Source organism: Cupriavidus oxalaticus (assembly GCF_038900635.1).
Taxonomy (GTDB): Bacteria; Pseudomonadota; Gammaproteobacteria; order Burkholderiales; family Burkholderiaceae; genus Cupriavidus; species Cupriavidus oxalaticus_B.
The window spans coordinates 35,855-58,516 of the sequence record NZ_JAYMRX010000025.1; the positions used below are offsets into that span (position 1 = coordinate 35,855).

At 68.3% G+C, this 22,662-nt stretch carries 22 protein-coding genes; 11 read left to right on the forward strand and 11 right to left on the reverse strand.

The window, feature by feature from the left end; translation table 11 throughout:
- Positions 1-198: 198 nt before the first annotated feature.
- A complete protein-coding gene (locus VSR71_RS28710; protein WP_342917048.1) occupies positions 199-1,056 on the reverse strand; it encodes an arylamine N-acetyltransferase in 858 nt (285 codons plus the stop codon).
- Between the two features lie 27 nt (positions 1,057-1,083).
- Positions 1,084-1,854, reverse strand: a complete 771-nt coding sequence (locus VSR71_RS28715) for a Crp/Fnr family transcriptional regulator (protein WP_342917049.1) — start codon at positions 1,852-1,854, stop codon at positions 1,084-1,086.
- A gap of 187 nt (positions 1,855-2,041) precedes the next feature.
- Between VSR71_RS28715 and VSR71_RS28720 the strand changes: the two genes are divergently transcribed.
- Positions 2,042-2,539: a DUF962 domain-containing protein gene (locus VSR71_RS28720; RefSeq protein ID WP_342917050.1), complete on the forward strand. Its 498-nt coding sequence runs from the start codon at positions 2,042-2,044 to the stop codon at positions 2,537-2,539.
- Positions 2,540-2,557: 18 nt separating this feature from the next.
- On the opposite strand, the gene VSR71_RS28725 is transcribed toward VSR71_RS28720, so the two are convergent.
- From VSR71_RS28725 to VSR71_RS28735, 3 genes are read right to left on the reverse strand one after another with little or no spacing between them, the layout of a single operon-like run.
- Positions 2,558-3,901, reverse strand: coding sequence for a sensor histidine kinase (locus tag VSR71_RS28725; RefSeq protein WP_342917051.1), 1,344 nt, complete (start codon positions 3,899-3,901; stop codon positions 2,558-2,560).
- Positions 3,902-4,600, reverse strand: coding sequence for a response regulator transcription factor (locus tag VSR71_RS28730; RefSeq protein ID WP_342917052.1), 699 nt, complete (start codon positions 4,598-4,600; stop codon positions 3,902-3,904).
- A 39-nt stretch (positions 4,601-4,639) separates the two neighbouring features.
- Positions 4,640-5,002 carry a PepSY domain-containing protein gene (locus VSR71_RS28735; RefSeq protein WP_342917053.1) on the reverse strand — a complete coding sequence of 121 codons (363 nt, stop codon included), beginning with the start codon at positions 5,000-5,002 and terminating at the stop codon, positions 4,640-4,642.
- A gap of 107 nt (positions 5,003-5,109) precedes the next feature.
- Here VSR71_RS28735 and VSR71_RS28740 point away from each other — a divergent pair, with 107 nt between their 5' ends.
- Positions 5,110-5,349 carry a hypothetical protein gene (locus VSR71_RS28740; protein ID WP_342917054.1) on the forward strand — a complete coding sequence of 80 codons (240 nt, stop codon included), beginning with the start codon at positions 5,110-5,112 and terminating at the stop codon, positions 5,347-5,349.
- Positions 5,350-5,619: 270 nt separating this feature from the next.
- Positions 5,620-6,078 carry an HU family DNA-binding protein gene (locus VSR71_RS28745; protein ID WP_029047420.1) on the forward strand — a complete coding sequence of 153 codons (459 nt, stop codon included), beginning with the start codon at positions 5,620-5,622 and terminating at the stop codon, positions 6,076-6,078.
- A gap of 247 nt (positions 6,079-6,325) precedes the next feature.
- Here VSR71_RS28745 and VSR71_RS28750 read toward each other — a convergent pair whose 3' ends face one another.
- The 3 genes from VSR71_RS28750 to VSR71_RS28760 form a co-directional block, all read right to left on the reverse strand.
- Positions 6,326-6,694 (reverse strand): 5-carboxymethyl-2-hydroxymuconate Delta-isomerase, encoded by a 369-nt coding sequence (locus VSR71_RS28750; RefSeq protein WP_342917055.1) that lies wholly within the window; start codon positions 6,692-6,694, stop codon positions 6,326-6,328.
- Positions 6,695-6,836: 142 nt separating this feature from the next.
- Positions 6,837-7,433 carry an HAD domain-containing protein gene (locus tag VSR71_RS28755; protein WP_342917056.1) on the reverse strand — a complete coding sequence of 199 codons (597 nt, stop codon included), beginning with the start codon at positions 7,431-7,433 and terminating at the stop codon, positions 6,837-6,839.
- Positions 7,434-7,644: 211 nt separating this feature from the next.
- The gene (locus VSR71_RS28760; RefSeq protein ID WP_342917057.1) at positions 7,645-9,264 is read right to left on the reverse strand and encodes a methyl-accepting chemotaxis protein; all 1,620 of its coding nucleotides are present in this window, start codon (positions 9,262-9,264) and stop codon (positions 7,645-7,647) included.
- Between the two features lie 256 nt (positions 9,265-9,520).
- Between VSR71_RS28760 and VSR71_RS28765 the strand changes: the two genes are divergently transcribed.
- Positions 9,521-11,359, forward strand: coding sequence for a phosphodiesterase (locus tag VSR71_RS28765; protein ID WP_342917058.1), 1,839 nt, complete (start codon positions 9,521-9,523; stop codon positions 11,357-11,359).
- Here VSR71_RS28765 and VSR71_RS28770 read toward each other — a convergent pair.
- The gene (locus VSR71_RS28770) at positions 11,356-12,111 is read right to left on the reverse strand and encodes a response regulator transcription factor (protein WP_428979470.1); all 756 of its coding nucleotides are present in this window, start codon (positions 12,109-12,111) and stop codon (positions 11,356-11,358) included. The two genes, VSR71_RS28765 and VSR71_RS28770, sit on opposite strands and share 4 nt — an antisense overlap.
- Before the next feature lie 485 nt (positions 12,112-12,596).
- On the opposite strand from VSR71_RS28770, the gene cls reads away from it, so the two are divergent.
- The 3 genes from cls to VSR71_RS28785 all read left to right on the forward strand — a co-directional run bounded on the left by cls (position 12,597) and on the right by VSR71_RS28785 (position 15,434).
- Positions 12,597-14,033 carry a cardiolipin synthase gene (gene cls / locus VSR71_RS28775; RefSeq protein ID WP_342917060.1) on the forward strand — a complete coding sequence of 479 codons (1,437 nt, stop codon included), beginning with the start codon at positions 12,597-12,599 and terminating at the stop codon, positions 14,031-14,033.
- A gap of 112 nt (positions 14,034-14,145) precedes the next feature.
- Positions 14,146-14,790 (forward strand): TetR/AcrR family transcriptional regulator, encoded by a 645-nt coding sequence (locus VSR71_RS28780; RefSeq protein WP_342917061.1) that lies wholly within the window; start codon positions 14,146-14,148, stop codon positions 14,788-14,790.
- Positions 14,791-15,104: 314 nt separating this feature from the next.
- A complete protein-coding gene (locus VSR71_RS28785; protein ID WP_342917062.1) occupies positions 15,105-15,434 on the forward strand; it encodes a hypothetical protein in 330 nt (109 codons plus the stop codon).
- A gap of 126 nt (positions 15,435-15,560) precedes the next feature.
- On the opposite strand, the gene VSR71_RS28790 is transcribed toward VSR71_RS28785, so the two are convergent.
- Both VSR71_RS28790 and VSR71_RS28795 read right to left on the reverse strand, forming a co-directional pair.
- Entirely contained in the window at positions 15,561-15,986 is a 426-nt protein-coding gene (locus VSR71_RS28790; RefSeq protein WP_116322148.1) for a hypothetical protein, read from the reverse strand.
- A 226-nt stretch (positions 15,987-16,212) separates the two neighbouring features.
- Complete coding sequence (locus VSR71_RS28795; RefSeq protein WP_342917063.1) at positions 16,213-17,322, reverse strand: site-specific integrase; 1,110 nt, start codon at positions 17,320-17,322, stop codon at positions 16,213-16,215.
- Positions 17,323-17,422: 100 nt separating this feature from the next.
- Between VSR71_RS28795 and VSR71_RS28800 the strand changes: the two genes are divergently transcribed.
- The 4 genes from VSR71_RS28800 to VSR71_RS28815 all read left to right on the forward strand — a co-directional run bounded on the left by VSR71_RS28800 (position 17,423) and on the right by VSR71_RS28815 (position 22,658).
- A complete protein-coding gene (locus tag VSR71_RS28800; RefSeq protein WP_342917064.1) occupies positions 17,423-18,385 on the forward strand; it encodes a DNA-binding protein in 963 nt (320 codons plus the stop codon).
- A gap of 139 nt (positions 18,386-18,524) precedes the next feature.
- Complete coding sequence (locus VSR71_RS28805; RefSeq protein WP_342917065.1) at positions 18,525-20,846, forward strand: ATP-dependent DNA helicase; 2,322 nt, start codon at positions 18,525-18,527, stop codon at positions 20,844-20,846.
- Between the two features lie 136 nt (positions 20,847-20,982).
- Positions 20,983-21,306, forward strand: a complete 324-nt coding sequence (locus tag VSR71_RS28810) for a thioredoxin family protein (RefSeq protein WP_342917066.1) — start codon at positions 20,983-20,985, stop codon at positions 21,304-21,306.
- Positions 21,307-21,524: 218 nt separating this feature from the next.
- Positions 21,525-22,658, forward strand: a complete 1,134-nt coding sequence (locus VSR71_RS28815) for a two-component system response regulator (RefSeq protein WP_342917067.1) — start codon at positions 21,525-21,527, stop codon at positions 22,656-22,658.
- The last annotated feature ends 4 nt before the right edge of the window (positions 22,659-22,662 follow it).

Here is a 22,662-nt window from a genome sequence, read left to right on the forward strand (position 1 = left end):
TTGTCCTGGCGATGCGGCGCAAACGCTGCATCGACGGATCATTATGGTAGTGCCGCGCCAGCCGAGTCCACAGCGCCGCGGCCCCGTTGGCGCTCATATCAGCATTCTTTCTGCGGGCAATGCGCGGCGTGCATGGAGGTCTGGTGCAGCGCGGCATGGCATTACCGTAAGGTGGCCCACAAGCCGCGCAATCCATGCTCATGTGCGCGCGTCAGCGGCGAGCAGCTGCGGCAGCGCCGTCATCAGCCCCTGCCGCAGCGCATCGTCGAGCCGTATGCCGAAGCGCTCGTCCAGGGCCTGCACCACGGCTTCGGGCGTTTCCAGCCGCTGGCGCCGCACGCTGCCGTCCGGCGCGCGCTCGGCCAGATCGCCATCTGCCAGCGTCACGCGAGTGCCGCCGTCGGTGCGCGCGGCCGTCAGCCGGCGCAGGAACAGGCTGTCCGGATGCGTCGAGACATACCAGTTGCGCGGCCCGAAATCGATCCATGGCTGCGGCGTCAGGTCGAAGCGGTAGACCTTGATCCAGCCCGCGTCGCCGCGCGCCTCGAGGTCGAAACTGTGGAACGCGCTGCCGGCAGCTTCCGGCGGGGAGCTGGCGAGCCGATAGGGGAAGTCGTCATCGGCAGGCGCGGACAGCGCCATCGCGCGGAACGGCGTGGGTCCGCCGAAGCCGACATCGGCGAGATAGCTGCGATGCGCTACTTCCACGCGCAGCAGCATGTGCGATATCACGGTCTCGACCGCATCCGGCACGCCCCAGCGCACGCGCGCGGCCAGCGGCGTCACGCCGAAGCCGAACGCCCCCAGCGCCGCCGCCAGCAGCGTGTTGAGTTCGAAGCAGTAGCCGCCGCGCCCGCGCGTGACCAGCTTGTCGAAGACGGTGTCGAGATCGATGCTGACCGGCCGCCGCAGCAGCGGGTCGATGTTCTCGAACGGAATGCTGGCCAGCTGCGCGCCGATCACGGCGTCGAGCGCCTCAAGCGTGGGCGAGGGCGGGGCGGAGATGCCCAGCCGCGCGCAATAGGCGTCGAGTCGGGCGGCATCGAGTGTGGTCATGACAGGCAAGCCTCCACGGTGGCGGATTCAGTTGAGCGCTTCCAGCGCGGCCAGGTCGAGCAGCTCGATACCGCCGTATTCCAGCCGCAGCAGGCGGCGGGCTTCGAGCTCGCGCAGGGCGTGGTTGACGGTCTGGCGCGACAGCCCCAGCATCTGCGCCAGCTGCTCCTGCGGGATGCGCACGCGCAGCACCGCATCGGCATGCGCCGGCAGGTTGCCGTAGCCATGCGCGATAGCGGCCAGCCGCCGGGCAATGCGTGCCGTGGGCGGCAACAGCTGCGTCTCTTCGACATAGTCAAAGGCCTGGCGCGTCTTTGCCGCAAGCAGCCGCCCGAACGCCTGCCACCACGCCGGATGCTGCGCGAGGCGGCGCTCCAGCGGCGCCCGCGGCACGTGCCACAGCGCGGCGGCGCTGACTGCGCGCGCGTCGTGCGTGCGCGGCAGGCCGTCGAACAGGCAGATCTCGCCGAACCAGGTACCGGGCTCGAGCAGCCCCAGCAGCGCCGCCTTGCCCGATTCACCGCTGGCATGGATCTGCACGGTGCCGCTGGCCACGCAGTACAGGCCGTCGAAGCGGTCGCCGCGGGCAAACAAGGTTTCGCCTGGCACCAGCCGGCGCAGGCAGCCATCGTCGAGCAGCGCCTGGCGCAGCGCCGGCGGCAGCTGGCTGAACCAGGCGCCGGCGCGCACCGCGGCCAGCGGATCATCATCCGGCAGCGCGGCGTCCGGCCGGGCGCGCGCTGGCGCGGCATTGGCCGGCAGCGGGGTGTGGCGGTGCGGCGGGGGCGCGGATCCCATCCCGGTCTCCTGTGGGGCGCAAGGTCGTCAAAGCCGGCCATAACAAAGCCGGTGTGCCGGCAGATTGTCAAAAACCAGACAGACCCGCCGGTACGCGCTCATTACTATAAATCCACCTTGCGACATGAGCGCGCACAGCAGCAGGCGGCAGCTTCCGCACACGCCTGCGCACACAAGGAGACGCCCCGTGAAAACCCTGATCGAGCACCTGGCCAACTACGCCGCCTACCACCGTGATTCGCGCAATATCGTCACCCATTTCATCGGCATCCCGATGATCGTGCTGGCGGTGACCACGTTGCTGGCGCGGCCGGCGATGCCGCTGGGTGACGGCTCGGCTCATCTGACCCCGGCGATGCTGGTGTATATCCTGTCGTGCCTGTTCTACCTGCGCCTGTCGCTGGGCTTCGGCGTGGCGATGGCGTCGATCCTGGCGCTGTTCCTCTATGCCGGCGCGCAAATCGCCGCCATGCCGACCGCCGCGTGGCTGGCTGCCGGGGTCGGGCTGTTCGTGCTGGGGTGGATCATCCAGTTTGTCGGCCATTACTACGAAGGCCGCAAGCCCGCGTTTGTCGACGACCTGGTGGGCCTGCTGATCGGCCCGCTGTTCCTGGTGGCGGAAACCGCTTTCGCGCTGGGGCTGGCGCGCGATACGCGCGAAGAAATGGAGGCACGCGCGCACTGACGGGCATTTCGAATCGGATCAGGGCAGGCCCGCCGGCAGCCGCAGGCGTGCCGACAGCCCGCCCAACGGGCTGGTCGCCAGCCCCAGGCTGCCTTCGTACATCGCGGCGATTTCGGTGACGATCGCCAGGCCCAGTCCGCTGCCGGCTGCCGACTCGTCCAGCCTGCCGAAGCGGGCGGTGGCCAGTTCGCGTGCCTCGGGCGGCATGCCCGGCCCATCGTCCTCGACCGTAATTTCGAGTTCGCCGCCGGCCTCGCGCAGCGTGACGCGCACGCGCGTGCGCGCCCACTGGCAGGCGTTGTCCAGCAGGTTGCCGAGCATCTCGACCAGGTCCTGGCGGTCGCCGGCAAAATGACCGTTGCCTTCCACTTCCAGCGCCAGCGCGCGCGCGGCATGCAGCCGCGACAGCGCGCGCACCAGCTCGCGCACGGCGGGCCCGGCCTCGATGCGCACGCCGCGCGCGCCTGCCGCCCCGGCGGCGCGGGCCCGCGCCAGATGGCGGTCGACCTGGCGGCGCATCGCTTCCACCTGCGTGGCGACGACGGCGGAGGCGGCATTGCCTGGTAGCGCCGCCGACTCATTGGCAAGTACCGCCAGCGGCGTCTTGACCGCATGCGCGAGGTCCGCCGCCTGGCGGCGCGAGCGTTCCAGTGCCTGCGCGTTGCGCGCCAGCAGCGCGTTGATTTCGCTGACCAGCGGTTCCACTTCCGTCGGCCAGTCGCCGCCCAGGCGCGCTTCGCGGCGCGACTGCATCGCTTCCAGCGCGCGCCGCAGCCGTGCCAGCGGCGCCAGGCCGAATTTCACCTGTGCCGCCACGGCGAGCATCAGGCCCAGTCCCAGCGCCGTCAGCGACCATGCCAGCATGCGGTTGAAATTGCGCCGGGCGGTGCGCAGTTCGGTACGATCCAGCGCGACCGAGACTTCCACCGGGGTATCCGCCGAGGCCAGCACCAGCCGGCGCGACACCACCAGCAGCGACTGATCGTTGGGCCCGGGGCGCACTTCCGCCTGCGAGCCGGCCAGGCGCCGCTGCACAGCGGTGGGCATCTCGGTGTCCCACAGCGAGCGCGAGCGCAGCAGTGCGCCCGGCGCGCGCGCCTGCCAGTAGGCGCCGGAGTAAGGCAATTCATAGCGGGGATCGGCGGGCGCGCGCGTCAGCACCAGCTTGCCGCTGGCATCCCAGTCCAGCGCCGCGGCCAAGCTGGCGAGCTGGTGGTCGAGCTGGCGCACATAGGTATCGTTGACGTGGCGCTCGAACAGCGCCGACAGCAGCCAGCCGCTGCCGCCAAGCGCAGCGGCCAGCCAGATCGCGGCCAGCGCCAGCAGGCGCAGCGCGAGCGAACGGCGCAGGCGGATGGGCATCTATGCCCGGGCCGAAGGCGCGCCCGCGCTGCCGGGGCCCGGTGGCGGCCGCAGTCGGTAACCCTGGCCGCGCACCGTCTCGATCACGTCCACGCCCAGCTTGCGGCGCAGCCGGCCGACGAAGACCTCGATGGTATTGCTGTCGCGGTCGAAATCCTGGGCGTAGATGTGTTCGGTCAGCGCGGTCTTGCTGACGATCGCGCCCGGGTGGTGCATCAGGTAGTCCAGCACGCGGAACTCATGCGAGGTCAGCACCACCGTCGCGCCGTCCACGGTGACGGTGCCGGCGCGCGGGTTCATCCGCACCGGACCGCATTGCAGCTCCGGCACGGCCATGCCGTGCGCGCGCCGGATCAGCGCACGCATGCGCGCCAGCAGTTCTTCCATGCGGAACGGCTTGGCCAGGTAGTCGTCGGCGCCAGCGTCGATGCCTTCGACCTTGTCGGTCCAGCTGTCGCGCGCGGTCAGGATCAGTACCGGCACATTGACCTGCCCGGCGCGCCAGCGTCTTAGCACGGACAGGCCGTCGAGCCGGGGCAAGCCAAGGTCCAGGATCACGGCGTCGTACGGTTCGTGCTCGCCCAGGTGGCAGGCATCGATGCCGTCGGCGGCGACGTCGACCGCGTAGCCCGCATCGGAGAGGCTGGTCCGGACCTGCGCAGCCAGGGCAGCTTCGTCTTCAACCAGCAGGATGCGCATCAGTGTCTCCCCGTGGGCAGGTTGGCGGGCGGCGCGCGCTCACGGCTTCTTGCGCGCCTCTTCCAGGCCGCGGCCCTTGGCCTTGATCAGCGCGGCGGTGCGCGCATCGTATTCCAGCTTGGCCACCGAGCCGCCGGGCAGCAGCAGTTTGACCTCGTACAGCCAGATGCCGTCGTCGCGGTCCAGCTCGACGCCGATCACGTCGCCGGCATACTGCCGCGAGACGGTCTCGAGGATGCGCGACAGCGGCAGGATTTCGCCCGACTGCACCGCCGCGCGGGCACGGTCGGCATCCTTGTCGGCATGCGCGGCAGGCACGGCCGCGAGCGCCAGCAGCGCTGCCAGTGCGGCAGCGGACAGCAGGCGGGCAGGGCGCTCCAGCGGCGCGCGAAAACGCTTCATGGCCCGAAGTTTGCATCAAAATGCCTGAACGCTGGCTGAACGAAACGCTCAGGCCGGGTTCAGCCAGCGCCGCCGACAATGCCCGCATCTCATCCCAGGAAGCGGACATGTCCCGATCCAAGACTCTCGCGAGCAATGCGCCGACCCTTGGCGGCAGGCCTCTGCGCACGCTGGCGCTTTTCGCCGTTGCGCCGGTTTCGCTGCTGTGCGTGGCCAGCGTGTTCGGCATGCAGGCCAGTCTGCCGGCACTGTCGCGCGCATGGGCGCAGGCCGATGCATCGCTGCCGCTGCTTGCGCTCGGCGCGCTGTTTGCAGGCCCGCTGCTTGCGCTTGCGGTGCCCGGCTGAGGCATTGAATCCGGTTGCGTGGTCTCGTCGCGCAGCATGCGCAAGTGCCAAAACGGGGGTACGTAGGCCCTTTTCGCGTTTTCACTGAGGCAAAGCCGCGACAAAACCCGGGGTTTTCACGGGGTTTTGCGCTTCGCATGCACGAAAACCCCTTGACTTACGGCTGTTTCCGCTATGATTCAGTGGGCGCCGACAAGGCGTTTTGCGCAGCGCTGCTGAGCGATGCAAAACGATGAGCCGGCATCCATCGTTCAACTTACGTATATCGATATGGCGACCAAAGCGAAACCGACCGCGAAGACTGCAACCAAGCCCGCTGCCAAGAAGGCTGCGGCAACCAAGGCACCCGTGAAGGCTGCCGCCAAGAAGGCCGCGCCGGCCAAGAAGGCTGCTCCCGCCGCTGCGCCCGTTGCGCGCCCGCTGAAGGACACCTTCAACAAGTCGAGCCTGGTCGCTCACCTGGTAGCCCAGACGGAACTGGAAGCCAAGACCGTGAAGACGGTTCTGGCCCATCTGGAAAACACCATCGTCAGCGCGCTGAACAAGAAGGGCGCTGGTGAATTCACGCTGCCGGGCCTGCTGAAGGTGACGGCGCAGCAAGTACCGGCCAAGAAGAAGCGCTTCGGCAAGGACCCGTTCACCGGTGAAGAGCGTTGGTTCCCGGCCAAGCCGGCCAGCGTCAAGGTGAAGGTGCGCCCGCTGAAGAAGCTGAAGGACGCCGCGGCCTGATTTGCGCCACAGCCTGTCCCAATGAAAAAGGAGCCGCTCGCGGCTCCTTTTTTCATGGCTGGGACAATGTGGGGCATTTAATCCAGGTCAATCCGCCGGCGCGGACGTCCCCCTAGAATTCCAGACGTCATGGGTGCGGGGGCGCTCCCCGTGACAGGCTTCGGCGTCTTCCCCGAAGCTGGTGCCCGCGGCCTGAGAGGGCCGCGGGCTTTTTATTGGCCGGCAAGTATTGGCGCGTCGCCGTGGCTCAGCCAATGACCTGCTTGGCGAAGGTGGCGCGCTGCATCTCGCACACTTCCACCGAGACCTGCACCGACTGACCACCGTCCACGCCCGTGCGCACGGCATCGGCGATCACGTCGCAGACGGCCTGGCCCAACGCCTGGCGCACCGCGGTGTCGCGGCCATCGAGGATCGACAGGCGCGCATGGACGAACGCGCGATCCGCCGCATCCACACCCTGCCGGTAGGTCGACAGCGTGATGCAGCGCGACTTGATATCGGCCTCCTGGAATTGCCCCGACGCCAGCAACGCGGCGTTGGCTTCATCGAGCAACTCTTCCTGCGAGCAGTTCAGGCGGGTGTTTTCCGTGAGTTCGATGACGAGGTGGGGCATGGCTATATCCTGGATGATCCTGGCGGTGGTGCCGGCGGGAATGCCGGCGGCAGCGAGCATGATACGGGATCGCGCGTTACGCGGAATGCAAACGAGGCGCCCGAAGGCGCCCCGCTTGGCTTGCCGCACAGGTGGCTGCGGATCAGACGTGGACGTACTCACGCATGACTTGCGCAGCCTGCTCCGTGGCGAAGCGCGCCGGGTTCTCGCGCGCCAGCTGCTGCAGTTGTTCCAGCTTGGCCTTCAGCCCGGCATCGAGCTTGGGCGCGGGCATCACCGTGGACGGGCAGGCCACGCCAAGGATGCCGAGCGCTTGCTGGAAGTTTTCCAGCGTCAGCCCGAGCGCCGGATCGACGCTGACCAGGTGATCGCGCATGGCTTCCGGCATGGACTCGGGGGCGGCGCATGACAGGATCACGTAATGGACGGGCGCCGCAGCCTGCGCAAAGTAAGCGGCGATCTCTGCGCCATGGCCGCCCGTGGCGGCCGGGGTCATGGCTTCGATCTGCAGGTCCAGCTGCTGCAGGATCGCTGCCGGCGTGCCGCGCCGCCAGGCATCGGACACCACCACGCGCGCACCGGCGACACCGAACAGGCGGCGGACGAAGCCGAGCGCGATCGGGTCGAAGAACCTGACATCGCGCAGCGTGCCTGAATCCGGAATGCCGCCGAGGCGGGCACGGGAGCGGTCGGAGTACAGGACGCCCGGTACGTCCAGCATGATCAGTCGTTCAGCCATGGTTTCCTGGGCGGATGCCAGTTCAGTTGGTGTGAGGCAAGATTACTAGGCAGCCAGGGGCTTGCACGTAACCGGCACCGCTTCAGTTGAAACAGATCTGTAACTTTGTCGAGGAAGACGTAAATGCCGGTTACCTCGCCATGTCAAATGTTTCGCGCAGACACATCTGCCAGACGCATTGGCGAATCCGGGAAGCGACAAGGCTTGCCGCTCAGAAGCGGAAACGCGCCACATCCTTGGCCAGAACCGCGGCCTGGTGATCGAGGCGTCCGGCCTGTCCACCGAGCTCATCGACCAGCCCGGCATTCTGCTGGGCGGTCTGGCGCAGCTGCGTGACGGATCCGGCAGCCGCCTGCACACTGGCGGCCTGCTGGTCGGCCAGCGTGCACAGGGTTCCGGCCAGCGCATGGCTGCGCTGGACGGCAGTGGCGATACGCTCCATGGCTGCCACCACGTCACCGCTCAGGCGCGCGCCCAGGCCGATTTCATGCGTGGCGGTGCCGATGATGCCGCCGATCTCGCGCGCGGCGTCGGCGCTGCGCTGGGCCAGCGCGCGCACTTCCTGCGCGACCACGGCAAAGCCGCGTCCGGCCGCACCCGCCCGGGCGGCCTCGACGGCGGCGTTGAGCGCGAGGATATTGGTCTGGAACGCGATGGCCTCGATCACGCTGACGATTTCAGCGATGTGGCGCGAGTGGCCGTGCAGCGCATCCATGGCGCCGCGCATCTGCCGCACCACGTCCGCGCCGGCATCGGTGGCGGCGCGCGCCTGGTCGGCCAGCAGGCTCGATTCGGTTGCCTGGGCGTGCGCGTCGGCAACGCGCCCCGCCAGCGCCTCCATGCTGGCACCGGCGGCATCGAGTGCGCTGGCCTGCAGCTGTGTCCGGGCCGACAATGCGTGATTGTCGGCGGCGATCTGCTGGCTGGCCGCGGCGATCTCCTGCGCGGAGCCATGAATGCGTGCCAGCACGCCGGCGAGCTGGTCGCGCATGCCCGCCACGTGGTGCAGCATGCTGCTGCGATCCGCGGGATGCAGCGCGATCGTGGCGGTCAGGTCGCCGGCGGCAATGCGCCGCGCAATCTCGGCGGCGTCGCGCGGCTCGCCACCCAGCTCCGCTCGCAGGCTGCGCGCGGCGATCCACGCCAGCCCTGCGGCGGCCAGCAGGCTGGCGCCGAGCAGGGCCACCATCCATGCCTGCGCGCGCAGCTGGCTGCTGGCGACGCTTGCCACGGTCGCGGCGGCCTGCCGCTCCTGCTGCACACGCACCGCCTCGATACGCTGGCTCAGGGCCTGCAGTTGCTCGGTGACGAAGTGGCCCTCGACCGAGACCGCGCTGTCGAACTGCAACGGATCGAGCGGCTGCTTGCGCAGCAGCGCGATATAGCCTTGCACGAGCTCGGCGGCGCGTTGCCGCGCGTCGAGCAGCGGCCCCGCCAGCGTGGCATTGGCCTGGCGCACGCCGGCCAGCGCCGCGTCGAGCCGCGCCAGCGCCTGTTCGATCTCGCCGGCGGCGGTGTCGCGCTCGGTGCCGCTTGTGGCCATCGTCAGCGCCAGTTGGGCGCGCCCGAGTACGGCCAGCGCCGAATGCGCGCGCTCGGCCGACATGGCGCCATGCATGTCCTGCTGGTAGAGGGTATCGGTGCGCGCCTTGATCGAGACGAGGTTGGCGATCCCGGTCAACCCGACCGCGGCCCCGAACAGGTAGACCAGGGCAAAGGCGGCGCACAGGCGTGCGACCAGCGGCAGGCGGTTCAGACGCGAGGCGGCCCGGCCCAGCGCGGAAAAAACCGGGCGGCGGCCCGGCAGGCTTGACTTGATGACGTGCAACACGGAGATGACTCCTGACGGGCGCGCGTCCAGCCAACCGCAGCGGGCGGCAGCGCAGCCCGGGCTTGACCCGGTTTGCCGTCGCGCCTTCCTCGTGCGGGAGGGTCGCGGGCGGCGCGCGCATTGTCACGGATAAACGTGACGCCCGCGTGACATTCCAGACATGGGACTGTCATCGTCTTGTCATATGTATGTCATGCAATGTGGCCCGCCGCGGGGTCTTGTGCCCTGCCAATCTGCCTTGCCTCCCGGATCCATCATGCCCGGCCACGACGCCGCACTGCCACCGTTCCACCTCATCCCGGGCATCCCTGCCGGGCCGGCGGTGCCACGCGTGCAGATCCCGCCGCTGCATGCGGTATTCCAGCCGATCGTGCAGGCTGGCAATGCCGAGCTGCTCGGCTACGAAGCACTGGTCCGCGGCCCGGCGGACTCGCCTTACGCATTGCCGGAAGCCTTGTTTCGCCTTGCGCAGGGTGTCGAGGACACCATCGCGCTGGAAATCGAGGCGGCGCGCACCGCGCTGGCCGCCTGGCGCGGTTTGGAACTGCCCGGCAAGCTGTTCCTGAATTTCAGTCCGATGACGTTGCGGCATCTGCTGGCCGATCGCGAGCGCTTGTCGGCGGCGTTGCTGCGAGCCGGTATCGCACCGTCGCGGCTGGTGGTCGAGGTCACCGAGCAGACTCCGATCGGCGATGCCGCCAGCTTCGGCACGGCCATGTCGCTGCTGCGCGAGCTGGGCATGCAGTATGCGCTGGACGACTTCGGCTCCGGCCATGCCAACCTGGATCTGCTGGCGCAACTGTCGCCGCAGTTCGTCAAGATCGACAAGTCGCTGATACGCGGCATCGCCTCGTGTTCGCGACGGCTGGAGATACTGCGTGCGGTGATGCGCATGATGAGCGCCTTCGGCGGGCGCGTCATTGCCGAGGGAATCGAGCATGAGGATGAACTTGCGGTGGTCCGCGACCTCGGCGTGACCGGCGCGCAGGGTTACTACATCGGCAGGCCGTCGGCGCGCCCGGATACGCAGGTGGCCCCGCAGGTGCGGCGCACGCTGGCGTCCCGGCATATCGCCGTGTTTCCGCAACTGGTGCGATCGGGCTGGTCCGGCATGACCGCCGGGCGGCTGTTGCGTCCGGCACCGACGGTATCGCCGGCCGCCAGCAACGACGCGGTGCTGCGCATGTTCCAGGACCAGCCCGAGTTGCATGCCATGGCGGTGGTCCATGACGATGGACGGCCGCTTGCCATCATCGGCCGCCAGGGTTTTATCGACCGCTACGCCGCACCGTTCCACCGCGAGCTGTATGGCAAGAAGGCCTGCATTGCCATGGCCAACCGCGAACCGGCCTGCTTCGAGCGCCACGCGACCCTGGAGGAAATGGCGCAGATCCTGGCCGGAGAGAACACCCGCTCGCTGGCCGATGGCTTCCTGATCACCGAGCAAGGCCGCTATATCGGGCTGGGCACAGGCGCCGACCTGATCCGCGCAATCACCGAAGTGCGCATGGAGGCGGCACGCTATGCCAATCCGCTGACGTTCCTGCCGGGCAATATCCCGCTCAACCAGCATATCGAGCGCCTGATCGACGCCGCCAGCGAGTTCCACGCGTGCTATGTCGACCTGAACCACTTCAAGCCGTTCAACGACAAGTACGGCTACTGGAAGGGCGACGAAATGCTCAAGGGCGCTGCCGCGATCCTGGTCGAGGCGTGCGACCCGGCGCGCGATTTCATCGGCCATGTCGGCGGCGACGACTTCCTGGTGCTGTTCCAGAGCAGCGACTGGCCGGCGCGGACGCAAGAGGCGGTGCGGCGCTTCAACGATGCGGCACTCGCCATGTATGCGCCGGGAGATCGTGCCGCGGGCGGCATGCAGGGCGAAGACCGGCACGGCCAGCCAGTGTTCTTTCCTCCGGTATCGATGGCGGCGGGCGTGGTGTGCGTCAGCGGGGAGGGCGTGGCTGCGCTGCAGCGCCTGGGCAGCCAGCAAATCGGCGCCGCCGCCGCAGTCGCCAAGCGCGAGGCCAAGCGTTCAGCCACGGGCATGGCGGTGCTCGACTTCCTGTCGCTGGCGGCAGCGCTGCAGGCTTAGCTGCCAGAAGGCTTGCGCTCGGCCGGCTCGCGGCCGGCTGCCGGCAGCCGCGGCAGGCTGCTTTCCTCCAGCACATCGAGCCGGTAGCCATGGGCGTAGACGACGGTGACGATGATGCCGTTCTCGATGCCAAGCCGGAGCGTCTTGCGCAGCCGTGACATCAGCCCCGCCAGCGCCCGCGACAGCGGCGGCAATTCATGGCGCCATACCGTCTGCTCGATGCGCCTGTTGGGCAGCATCCGGCCGACATTGGAAAACAGAAGCATGGCCAGGTCGAACTCCTTCGGCGTCAGCTCGATGCGCTCGTCGCGCAGCGTGGCGAAGCGCCCGACGCTGTTGAGCTGGTACGGGCCGGCACGCACCACCAATCCCTGGCGCAGACGCTCGCCGGTCACGCGGCGGCGCAGCGCGGCGATGCGCGCCAGCAGCACGCGGTGGCTGAGCGGACGGCACATGTAGTCGTCGGCACCGGCATCGAGCGCATCGACCAGTCGGTCTTCGCAGCTGTCGCCGCCCAGCATCATGATCGGCACATCGCGCGAGCGTGCGCTGCGCACCGCGCGGATCACGTCGATGGCCGGGATGTCGGCAACTTCGTCGGGAAGCAGCAGCATGTCGTAGGTTTGCTGCAGGGCGCTGTGGATCAGGTCGCGGCCTGCGTCGAAGACGCTGCAGCGAAAACCCGAGCGCACCAGCAGGTCTGGAACGTCCTGCAACTGGGGCGACCTGCCCAGCAGCAGCGCAATAGTGATCGGCGACGGCATACGAAGCGAGCGTGACGGCGTGTGAGAACGGCAGGAAGGTGACGAACTATGGGACGACTATCGGGCGACTATCGGACGGGTATGCGGGCGGCTTTCGGACAGCGTTGAACGGGATCGGAACCGAAGCGCCGCGCATGCCAGGCTGCGAATGAGGAGCACCTCGCGGCCTCAAAGGGTAAAAAGCCGCGTGCCGTGGAGCAATCGGACGTTTCCGAAAAGCCTGCCGTTTTTGCCATTCTTGTTCCGGTGCGGTAACGGGCAGCCATTGATGGCCAGAGGGGCTTGCGAGGGGGGCGAAGTTGTCCACAGATCCTGTGGACAACGGGCTGGCCCCAGGCTTGGCGGCCGCATGACACCGTCATCCCATCGGCGTGCCAAAAAAGAAGGCAGGCGTGCGGCGCGGCATCAACATCCGGCCCGTGGTGTGCCAAAATAGCGCGCATCGTGTTCCGGTCCGGGGACTCAAGCCACCGATGCTGCAGAGCCCGAGTGTCATCGCCTTCATCCTCCTGGCCTTTCACGTCGTCGGCGTGATGGCGGCGCTGCACGCCGTCATGACGGTGCGCACGGCGCCTGGCGCCATCGCCTGGGCAGGGTCGCTGGTGATGATGCCGTACTTCACGCTGGTCCCGTACCTGATCTTCGGGCGCAGCACCTTTGCCGGCTATGTCGATGCACGCCGCTTCAATGACGACCGGCTGCGCGAGATCCGCCACGGCATGACCCCGCGCGAACGCGAGGCCCGCAGCGCCAGCGTGGTGCACGCGCCGACGCAGGTCTGCATGCGCGCGCTGCCGCGGCTGACCGGCATGCCGTGCCTGGCCAACAACGACGTGCGCCTGCTCGTCAACGGCGCGCAGACCTTCGATGCCATCTTTGCCGCGATCGCCCAGGCCAGGCAGGTGCTGATCGTGCAGTTCTTCATCGTGCACGACGATGCGCTGGGCAGGCGCCTCCAGGCACTGCTGTGCGAGCGCGCGCAGGCCGGCGTCAAGGTCTACTTCCTGTTCGACAGCATCGGCTGCCATGCGATGCCGCGACGCTACGTGCGCACCCTGCTCGAGGCAGGCGTCGACGCCCGGCCGTTTTCCACGCATCGCGGCTTCGTCAACCGCTTTCAGCTCAACTTCCGCAACCACCGCAAGCTGGTTATCGTGGACGGGCGCGAGGCGTTTATCGGTGGCCACAATGTCGGCGTGGAGTACCTGGGCGAGCGTCCGCCGCTGGCGCCGTGGCGCGACACCCATATCGCATTGCGCGGCAGCGCGGTGCTGGACCTGCAGATGTCCTTTGCCGAAGACTGGTACTGGGCCGCGCGCGAAGTTCCGCACCTGCTGATGCCGCCACCCGAGGTGGGCGGCCGCATGACCTGCCAGGTGGTTCCGACCGGTCCCGCGGACTCGCAGGAAACGTGTTCGCTGTTCTTTGTCGAGGCGATCCAGTCGGCGCGGCACCGGCTTTGGATCACGTCGCCGTATTTCGTGCCGGACGAGGCGGTGTTCGCCGTGCTGCGGCTGGCGGTACTGCGCGGCGTCGATGTGCGCATCCTGATACCGGCGCGTCCCGATCACCTGGTGGTCTACGCCGCATCGACCATCTATGCGTATCAGGCTGTCGCCGCGGGAATCAAGCTGTATCGCTATCAGCCGGGCTTCCTGCATCAGAAGGTGATACTGATCGACGATGAAGCCGCCGCGGTGGGCACGGCCAACCTCGACAATCGCTCGTTCCGGCTCAACTTCGAACTGATGGTGATGACGGCGGACAAGGGCTTCGCTGGCGACGTGGCGGCCATGCTGGAAACCGATTTCGCCAACGCGAAACGCATCGGGCCGGACGAGTTCCTGGGCGCGCCCGCGCCGCTGCGCGTGGCCATGCACGTGGCCAAGCTGTTCGCCCCCATCCTCTGATACCGGCTGCGGATGTCGGCCTGCGGCAAGCCGGTGGCGCTATGTTTGTGTACACTGTTCACTATAAGCGCCTACAGATAATGAACCGAATCCAGCATCACAGGGGAGCCGCATGAAGCCGGCCGTCCCCGCGCCCCCGGCGCGCGCCACTTACCGCCATGGCGACCTGCGCCGCGCCTTGCTTGACGCAGGCATCGACCTGGCCCGCGAAGGCGGCCCTGAAGCCATCGTGCTGCGCGAAGCCACGCGCCGCGCCGGCGTCGTTCCCAATGCGGCGTACCGGCACTTTGCCAGCCGGCAGGACTTGCTGCAGGCGGTGCGAGCATCGGCCTTGTCGTCGCTGGCGATCGCCATGGAGGCCGAGATCGGCGGATTGCGCCCGGGCCGTGGTGCCGCCGCCCATGCGCGTGCATGCCTGCGCGCGGTCGGCACGGGCTACCTGCGCTTCGCCCTGGCGGAAACCGGCCTGTTCCGCACGGCGTTTTCCGTGCCGGATGAAGTCGAGGATGACGCCGATCCCGCCAAGGCGGGCAACAGCGGTCTCAACCCGTTCCAGCTGCTTGGCGCTGCGCTCGACAAGCTGGTGGAAGCCGGCGCATTGCCATCCGAGCGGCGGCCCGGGGCCGAATACCTGGCCTGGTCCGCAGTGCACGGCCTGGCGATCCTGCTGATCGACGGCCCGTTGCGCAGCCGCGCGCGCGAAATGGCGGAGCCGCTCGGGCAACGGCTGCTGGAAATGGTCGAGAAGGGCCTGTAACCCGCGGCGCGGACAAAAAAATTGCCACGATGGCGGGGACCATCGTGGCAGTGAAAGGAGCCAGGAAGGGGGTCAACCTGGCTCTGTCGGGGCACCCGCGGGCCGGGTGCAAAGGCAATGTAATACGGGCTTTCTCATCCAAAAATCGGACAATTCCTAATTATGTGCGTGAATTGTCGTTAGTCGCATTTTGCTGGGCGCGGTGCCAGTCAAGGCCACGCAAATTGCGGGCCGGGTGCTGGTGGAATTGCGTGCCGGCCGCGGCGGTCTAACCCTGTGCCCGCAATCCAGGCTGGCGATGCAAGGAGGGACCCATGCGCTACGGATATGGAGTGTTGCTGGCGGCCGCGCTGGTCAGCGGGTGCGTGGCCTATCCCTATGCCGGCGACGACTACCTGGCCTATCCCGCATACCCGGTCAGCTCGCCGTACTACAGCGGCTATCCGTACTACAGCGGTTATCCGGTGTCGCCCGGCTACCCCTATTACGGCCCCGGATACGGCAGCTACTACGGCAGCTTTGCCTTTATCTATGGCGGCGGCGGTCACGGCTGGAAGCACGGTCACCATGGACACCGCGGCTGGCACGGCGGCGGTCGTGGCAGAGGCGGGTGGGCCGGACGTGGCGGAGGCAGGGGCCGGTGACGGCTGTCCGGCCAGGATGGCCGGTGGGGATGGCCAGGGCGCACGGCTTCCGGGCCATCTCGTTTGATGGCGAGGTGTGCTACGGCCGCGCGCCTGGCGCTGCGTCCCGGGCGGACACCACGACAGCTAAGGCAGCTGGCGCAACTGGCCGATCACGGACATCAGGCGCCCGTGCGCCACGATGACACCCGATTCGTCCTGCAATGCTTCCTGATAGCGCCTGCGAAAGCCAGGATCGGCACCGTCGCTGAAGAGCTTCTCGGCCGCGCGCGCCACGGCGCGGCAGGTGTCGTCGTGATGCTCCTTCGATTCAAGCTCCTCATCGACCTCGATGATCAGCCGCGACAGCGGATCGAGCCAGCGAAAGAAGTTGTCCTCCGTGACCAGCTGGACAAACAGTCCGGCCGGGATCGGGCCGTTCAGCCGTTCGTACTGGCTGCGGTCGTAGCCGATGACTTCCTTGTGAACTTGCAGCAAGGCCGCCCGCAAGGCTTGCAGCCCCGAGCGGCGAGTTTCCTGGGTGGCGAGGAATTGTTCGTTGGGCATGCCCATCTCCGCGTTTCCACTGGTCTGGCCCGGCAGCCGCTCCGGCACGCGTTCCGGCGCACATCGTGGGTTCGTCCGGGCGGGCCGCCATCACCTGCCCCGGACCTCAGGGTGCTGCCGGCCAGCGCATCTGGCAATGTCCGGCGCGCCTGCCAGTATAGGCACCTGAGGCATGCCGGGCCAGCGCACGGGGATAGCGAAATACCCGCATTTGCGGCGCGTTCTGCGCCCGCTAGCGCTTTGTCTCTTCCGTTTGTGCCGACCCGAGCAGGTCCGCCGCGCGCGAGCGCTGCATGTCCGCCGCGCGGAAATAGCGCACCACCGTGGCTACGCTGGCGTGGCCAGTCATCGCCATGGTCTCGGCCAGCGGCACCTGTTGCGATGCTGCTTCGGTGACGAAGCCCGCGCGCAGCGAATGCGCGGAAAAGTCGCCCTCCAGTCCCGCCTGCGCGCAGCGCGCCTTGACGATGCGGCTCACGGCAGCGTCGGACAATCCTTCACCCACATGGCCCCCGCGCCGGATGCGGCGGAACAGCGGTCCGTCGGCAATGCCCGAGGCGGCCAGCCATGCCTCCAGCGCCTGGCCCGCTGCACCGGTCACGGGCTTGGCGGCATCGGCATGATCGCGGCCCGACTGGTTGGTCTTGGACCAGCCCAGCACGTAGACGAATTCGCCCGGTGCGACACGCGTCAGGTTCTCCACCGTCGCCCGTGCGACCTCGGAACGGCGGCGGCCGCCGCTGGCCCATGCGAACAGCAGCAGCGCGCGGTCGCGCACGCCGCGCAATGAGTCATCGCAGGCAGCAAGCAGCCGCAGCAGCGGGTCGCGCGTGAGCGCGGCCTTGCGCGCCTGACGTTGTCCGCGGCGCGCATAGGCGCGGCGGATGCCGGACATCAGCTCCCGCACCGAGGCGTCGGCACAGGGATTGGGCAACTGCTGCAAGCGGTGGGCCTTGGCCAGCACCGCAAGGCGGTGCGTCAGCGTGGACAGCGCGGGCGCGCCGGGTCGTGCCTTGTATCCATCAGCGACCAGCGCCTGATCGATCGCCGGGGGCAGTTCGCAGACAGGCCCGTGCGGCGTCTGCCGCGTAGCGTGGTCGACGATGAACTGAACCACGACGGCAGCAGCAAGCGGAAGCCGGATCGGCTGGCGGTAGCGCAGCCCATGCCAGGCAGCCCAGTAGCGCAGGGCAGACCGGTAGCTCGCCACGGTGTTGGGCGACTCGCCTTCGCGGCGAAGCGCGTTCGCGGCCTGCTCGGCGAGTGGATCCAGTTCAGACGGGCGAAGCGGCGCCGGAAATTCGACATCGGAGACAGGCTGGGATGGGTTGATTGGTATCATAATAAATATGATGTATGCTGTATTATATCATACATAAATATCAGATAGCGCTCGATAAGTCTCCATTATCGAACCTTAATTTGGCTTTCCCGGACTGACCATGGAAACACTCCGCTCCCGAGGCATCACCCGCGACGACGTCTGGGCCGCCGCCGACAGCCTGCTCAAGGCAGGCCAGCGTCCGACCATCGAACGCATCCGCCTGCATCTGGGGCGCGGTTCGCCCAACACCGTCAGCCCCCACCTCGACGCATGGTTTGCCGCGCTCGGCGGGCGATTGCAGGATCCGCAAGGCTTCGCGCCGAAACCGGGTTGCCCGGAACCGGTCAGCGAAGCGGCGCGCTACCTGTGGGAGGCCGCATTGCAGGTCGCCCGGGCACAGGCCGAAGCCGCGCTGGCCCAGCGGGAGACGACGCTGGCCGAGGCGCAGGCGACGCTGGCCAGGGAACGGGAAACGCTGGAGCAGGAGCGCCTGCTCATGCAGGCGCGGCTGGACGGTGCCGAAGCGGCAATGGCGGAGATGACGCGCGCGCGGGACGAGGCGCTGGAGCGGGGCGCGCAGGCTGAATCCCGCGCTACCGTCTTGCAGCAGCAGGTCGAAACGTTACGCGCCGAGGCTGGCGCCGCGCTGGGGGCCCGTGCCGCCCTGCAGCGGGAATTTGCCGCCGAGCGCGCCGCGTGGGACCAGGAGCGCGAAACCATGACCGCCCGCGCCACGGCCAGCGAACGCCGGCTGGCGCTGGAACTGGATGCGGCCCGCGTGGCGGGCAAGGAAGCGCAGAAGTTGCTGGAAGCAGAACGCAAGGCCGCGCTCGAGCGGCTCGCGCATGCTGCCGAATCGGCTTCGCGCCAGGGCAGCGAAATGACGCGATTGAGCCAGTCGATTGCCGTACTGGAAGAACGCATCCGCCAACGCGAGGCGATGCTGGTCGAGTATCGCGAACAGAAGGAAGCCGGCATCCGGAGCGTTGCCGCTGCGGGCCGGCGTGGGCGCCCGGCGCGTGGGGCACTGGCCGGCGGCGCGAGCGGCCTGCTGCGGACGCGTGCGGCCCCGGGCGGCTGAATCTTGGCGCGGCTCACTGTTCCGCCAGCGCGTCTTATGCCGCCGCTGCCGCGCAGGACGGGTGAATCGGCTCCGATACTGTATATTCATACAGCCTTCCCGTTCCAGCCGTTCCAGCCGTTCCAGCCGTTCCAGCCGCGTGCCCGTCGACCCACCTGACGCCCCCGTTCCGCTCCCAGCCCCTGCGCAGGCCCCTGCCTACGTCGTCGCCGTGCGCGCATTGTGCGACTTCACCGCCAAGGCAGGCGATCTCGACCTGCGCTTCGTGCCGACGCCAACTGCGCAGGAAGGCGTCGCCGGCCACGCGCTGGTGACAGGCAGGCGCGGCCCGGGCTACCAGGCGGAAGTGCCGCTGTCGGCGGATTTCGGTCCCTTGCACGTGCGCGGCCGGGCCGATGGCTACGATCCGGACGCCAACCGCCTGGAAGAAATCAAGACCGTGCGCGGCGAGGCCGCCGTGCCGGACAACCACCGCCATTTGCACTGGGCGCAGGCAAAGATCTATGGATGCCTGATGTGCCGCAAGCTCGGGCTACCCGGGATCGACGTGGCCGTGGTCTATTTCGACATCGTGGGGCAGCGCGAGCACCCGGTGGTGCAGCATTTCACCGCGGTCGATCTCGATGCGTTCTTCGTCCAGACCTGCCAACGCTTCCTGCAATGGGCACAAGCCGAACTGGCACACCGGCAGGCCCGCGATGCCGCGCTGGCGCGACTGGCCTTCCCGCATCCGGTATTCCGCCCCGGCCAGCGCGAGCTGGCGCAGGCGGTCTACAACGCCAACCGCGCCGGGCGCACCCTGCTGGCCCAGGCGCCGACAGGCATCGGCAAGTCGATCGCCACGCTGTTCCCGCTGCTCAAGGCGATGCCGGGGCATGGCATCGACAAGGCGTTCTTCCTGTCGGCGCGCTCCACCGGCCGCGGCGTCGCATTGCACGCGGCGCAGGCGCTGCGCAGCCACGGCGCGCAGCCGCTGCGGGTGATCGAACTGGTGGCGCGCGACAAGGCCTGCGAGCATCCGGAACTTGCCTGCCACGGCGAATCATGCCCGCTCGCGCGCGGCTTCTACGATCGCCTGCCCGCCGCGCGCGAAGCCGCCGGCGAGGTGCCGGTGCGCGACCGTGCCGCGGTGCGCACGCTGGCGCTGGCGCATGGCATCTGCCCCTACTACGTGGCGCAGGAACTGGTGCGCTGGAGTGATGTAGTGGTGGCGGACTACAACTATTACTTCGACCGCAGCGCGCTGCTGTACGCGCTGACCGTTGCCAACGGCTGGCGCGCGGGCGTGCTGGTCGACGAGGCGCACAACCTGGTCGAGCGCGGCCGCGCCATGTACACCGCCGAGCTGGATCCGCAGGCGCTGCGCGAAGCCCGGCGCAGCGCTCCCGCTGCAGTGGCCAGGCCGCTGGCCCGGCTGGCGCGCCACTGGAGCGCGCTGGCGCGGCAGGCCGACGTGGCCTATGAAGTCTTGCCGGAAGTGCCCGCGCCCCTGCTGCGCGCGCTCGATGATTGCTGCGCGGCAGTGCTGGCGCACATGACCGAACAGCCCGCGGCGATCGCCCCGGCGCTGCAGCGGTTTTATTTCGATGCCCTGCATTTCAGCCGGCTGTCAGAGCAGCTCGATGCCAGTTCGCTGTTCGATATCCAGCGGCCAGTCGTTGCCGGAAAGGCCGGACGCGGCAACCATGCGCGCCTGTGCCTGCGCAACGTCATACCTGCGCCGTTCCTGCGGCCGCGCTTTGCCGCGGCGCATTCCGTCACGCTGTTCTCGGCCACGCTGGACCCGGCCGCCTACTACCTCGATACGCTGGGTTTGCCCGCCGACTGCGCGCGCGTGGCGGTGCCGTCGCCGTTCCGGGCGGAACAGCTGTCGGTACGCATTGCCAGCCGGATTTCCACCCGCTATGCGCGGCGCGGCCAGTCGTTGCCGGCCATTGCCGCGCTGATGGCGAACCAGTTCCGAGCCCGCCGCGGCAACTACCTCGCGTTCTTCAGCAGCCACGAGTACCTGCAGCAGGCCGTGTCGAGCTTCACGCAGGCCCATCCCGACATTCCGCACTGGGTCCAGTCGCGCGGCATGGACGAGGCGGCGCAGGCCGCGTTCCTGTCAGCCTTCGTCCCGGGCGGCGCAGGCATCGGCTTTGCGGTGCTGGGCGGTGCCTTTGCCGAAGGCGTGGACCTGCCCGGCGAGCGCCTGATCGGCGCTTTCGTCGCCACGCTGGGGCTGCCGCAGTTCAACGCGGTCAACGAGCAGTTCCGCGCGCGCATGCAGTCGGCCTTCGGCCAGGGCTATGACTATGCCTATCTCTATCCGGGCCTGCGCAAGGTGGTGCAGGCCGCGGGCAGGGTGATCCGCACCCAGCAGGACGAAGGCGTGGTCTACCTGATCGACGACCGCTTTGCCGCGCCGGAGGTGCGCCGGCTGCTGCCGGCGTGGTGGCAAATCGGCCCGGCGGCGTAGAAATTACACGGCGCGCGGGGGTTGCGGCGGCCGCTTGCCGGCCCCGCCGGGCCGGAACGGATCTGGCACGAATCCGGCAGCAATGCGACCATGCGTGCCGACCGCACCTTGTCATCATCGAACCAAGGACCCGACCATGCCCATGACCGAGCATTACGCGGCCACCGAGCCGCCCCGTACCGAAGTGGATGCGCTGAACGGCGGCACCGTGCTCGAATTCGGCGCCCCATGGTGCGGCTTCTGCCAGCGTGCGCAGCCCGCGCTCGCCGAAGCGTTCGCCGTGCATCCCGCCCTGCGCCATATCAAGGTCGAGGACGGTAGCAGACGCCCGCTCGGCCGCTCGTTCCGCATCAAGTTGTGGCCGACGCTGGTGTTCCTGCGCGACGGGCAGGAAGTTGCCAGACTGGTGCGGCCGACCGATGCGGATCCGATCCGGGAAGCCATGCGGCGCATCAGCTGATTGCAATAAGTAGCTAATACGGCACATTGCGGCAATTTTTACCGCACCAGGGCGCTCAACCCTGCTTTGGGAGGGGACAGGCCGGAGCATTTCTGCCGATTGTGCAGAAGTCGCTTCCGCGCAATGGCCCATGAAGGCCGCGCGGGCGACCAGCCCGGCAACGGCCCGCGCGCCCGGCGCGCAGGAAACAAGACGGTCTCAACCGCCAATTTCGACAAATGAGCGCCCTTAGCCCCGACCAGCGGCCGACAGTCCTGGTCGTCGACGACGTTCCCGAAAACATTGCGGCCATGGTCGCGCTGCTGCAGGACCTGTACCGCGTCAAGGTGGCGACCCGGGCGGACACCGCGCTGCAGCTGGCGCGCGAAGCGCCACCCGACCTGATCCTGATGGATGTGTCGATGCCTGGCATGGACGGCTACGAGGCGTGCCGGCGGCTCAAGGCCGACGCGCGCACCGCCAGCGTGCCGGTGATCTTCCTGACCGCACGGGCCGAGGCCCACGACGAGGCGCTCGGCTTCGAGGTCGGCGCGGTCGACTACATCATGAAGCCGGTCAGCGCGCCGGTGGCGCGCGCGCGCATTGCCAGCCAGCTGGCGCTCAAGCAGGCGCACGATTTCCTGCGCGACCGCTCGGCCTGGCTCGAGGCCGAGGTGCAGCGCCGCACGCGCGAGATCGAGCTGATCGAGGACGCCACCATCATCGCGCTGGCGGCGCTGGCCGAGACCCGCGACAACGAGACCGGCAACCATATCCGACGCACCCAGCACTATGTGCGCGCACTGGCGCGCAAGCTGCAGCACGAGCCGGATTTCGCCGGCAGGCTCGACGACAAGGCCATTGACCTGATGTTCAAGTCCGCGCCGCTGCACGATATCGGCAAGGTCGGCATCCCCGACCGGATCCTGCTCAAGCCCGGCAAGCTCACCGCCGAAGAGTTCGAGGTCATGAAGACCCATACCACGCTGGGCCGCGATGCCATTGCCGATGCCGAGGCCCAGTGCGGCACCACCAGCTCGTTCCTGCGCTACGCGCGCGAGATCGCGCATCACCACCACGAGAAATGGGACGGAAGCGGCTATCCCGACGGCCTGGCCGGCGAAGCGATCCCGCTGTCGGCGCGGCTGATGGCGGTGGCCGATGTCTACGACGCGCTGATCTCGCGCCGCGTCTACAAGCCCGCGTTTGCGCATGAAGACGCGGTGCGCATCATCGGCGAGGGCCGTGGCCGCCATTTCGATCCGCGCGTGATCGACGCCTTCCTGGCGATCACCGGCGAATTCCATGCGATCGCGCTGGAATATGCCGATCCGGCCGGTGCCGAGCCGGTGCCGGCCCCCGTGCAGGGCTGACCGG

Excerpts from the sequence above, each read along its gene's own strand:
- VSR71_RS28740 (WP_342917054.1), top strand. The coding sequence starts at position 5,110 with ATGTCCCGATCCAAGACTCTCGCGAGCAATGCGCCGACCCTTGGCGGC.
- cls (WP_342917060.1), top strand. The coding sequence starts at position 12,597 with ATGCTGCAGAGCCCGAGTGTCATCGCCTTCATCCTCCTGGCCTTTCAC.
- VSR71_RS28785 (WP_342917062.1), top strand. The coding sequence starts at position 15,105 with ATGCGCTACGGATATGGAGTGTTGCTGGCGGCCGCGCTGGTCAGCGGG.
- VSR71_RS28815 (WP_342917067.1), top strand. The coding sequence starts at position 21,525 with ATGAGCGCCCTTAGCCCCGACCAGCGGCCGACAGTCCTGGTCGTCGAC.
- VSR71_RS28735 (WP_342917053.1), bottom strand. The coding sequence starts at position 5,002 with ATGAAGCGTTTTCGCGCGCCGCTGGAGCGCCCTGCCCGCCTGCTGTCC.
- VSR71_RS28710 (WP_342917048.1), bottom strand. The coding sequence starts at position 1,056 with ATGACCACACTCGATGCCGCCCGACTCGACGCCTATTGCGCGCGGCTG.
- VSR71_RS28800 (WP_342917064.1), top strand. The coding sequence starts at position 17,423 with ATGGAAACACTCCGCTCCCGAGGCATCACCCGCGACGACGTCTGGGCC.
- VSR71_RS28790 (WP_116322148.1), bottom strand. The coding sequence starts at position 15,986 with ATGGGCATGCCCAACGAACAATTCCTCGCCACCCAGGAAACTCGCCGC.
- VSR71_RS28725 (WP_342917051.1), bottom strand. The coding sequence starts at position 3,901 with ATGCCCATCCGCCTGCGCCGTTCGCTCGCGCTGCGCCTGCTGGCGCTG.
- VSR71_RS28780 (WP_342917061.1), top strand. The coding sequence starts at position 14,146 with ATGAAGCCGGCCGTCCCCGCGCCCCCGGCGCGCGCCACTTACCGCCAT.
- VSR71_RS28750 (WP_342917055.1), bottom strand. The coding sequence starts at position 6,694 with ATGCCCCACCTCGTCATCGAACTCACGGAAAACACCCGCCTGAACTGC.
- VSR71_RS28745 (WP_029047420.1), top strand. The coding sequence starts at position 5,620 with ATGGCGACCAAAGCGAAACCGACCGCGAAGACTGCAACCAAGCCCGCT.
- VSR71_RS28730 (WP_342917052.1), bottom strand. The coding sequence starts at position 4,600 with ATGCGCATCCTGCTGGTTGAAGACGAAGCTGCCCTGGCTGCGCAGGTC.
- VSR71_RS28765 (WP_342917058.1), top strand. The coding sequence starts at position 9,521 with ATGCCCGGCCACGACGCCGCACTGCCACCGTTCCACCTCATCCCGGGC.
- VSR71_RS28715 (WP_342917049.1), bottom strand. The coding sequence starts at position 1,854 with ATGGGATCCGCGCCCCCGCCGCACCGCCACACCCCGCTGCCGGCCAAT.
- VSR71_RS28810 (WP_342917066.1), top strand. The coding sequence starts at position 20,983 with ATGCCCATGACCGAGCATTACGCGGCCACCGAGCCGCCCCGTACCGAA.
- VSR71_RS28755 (WP_342917056.1), bottom strand. The coding sequence starts at position 7,433 with ATGGCTGAACGACTGATCATGCTGGACGTACCGGGCGTCCTGTACTCC.
- VSR71_RS28795 (WP_342917063.1), bottom strand. The coding sequence starts at position 17,322 with ATGATACCAATCAACCCATCCCAGCCTGTCTCCGATGTCGAATTTCCG.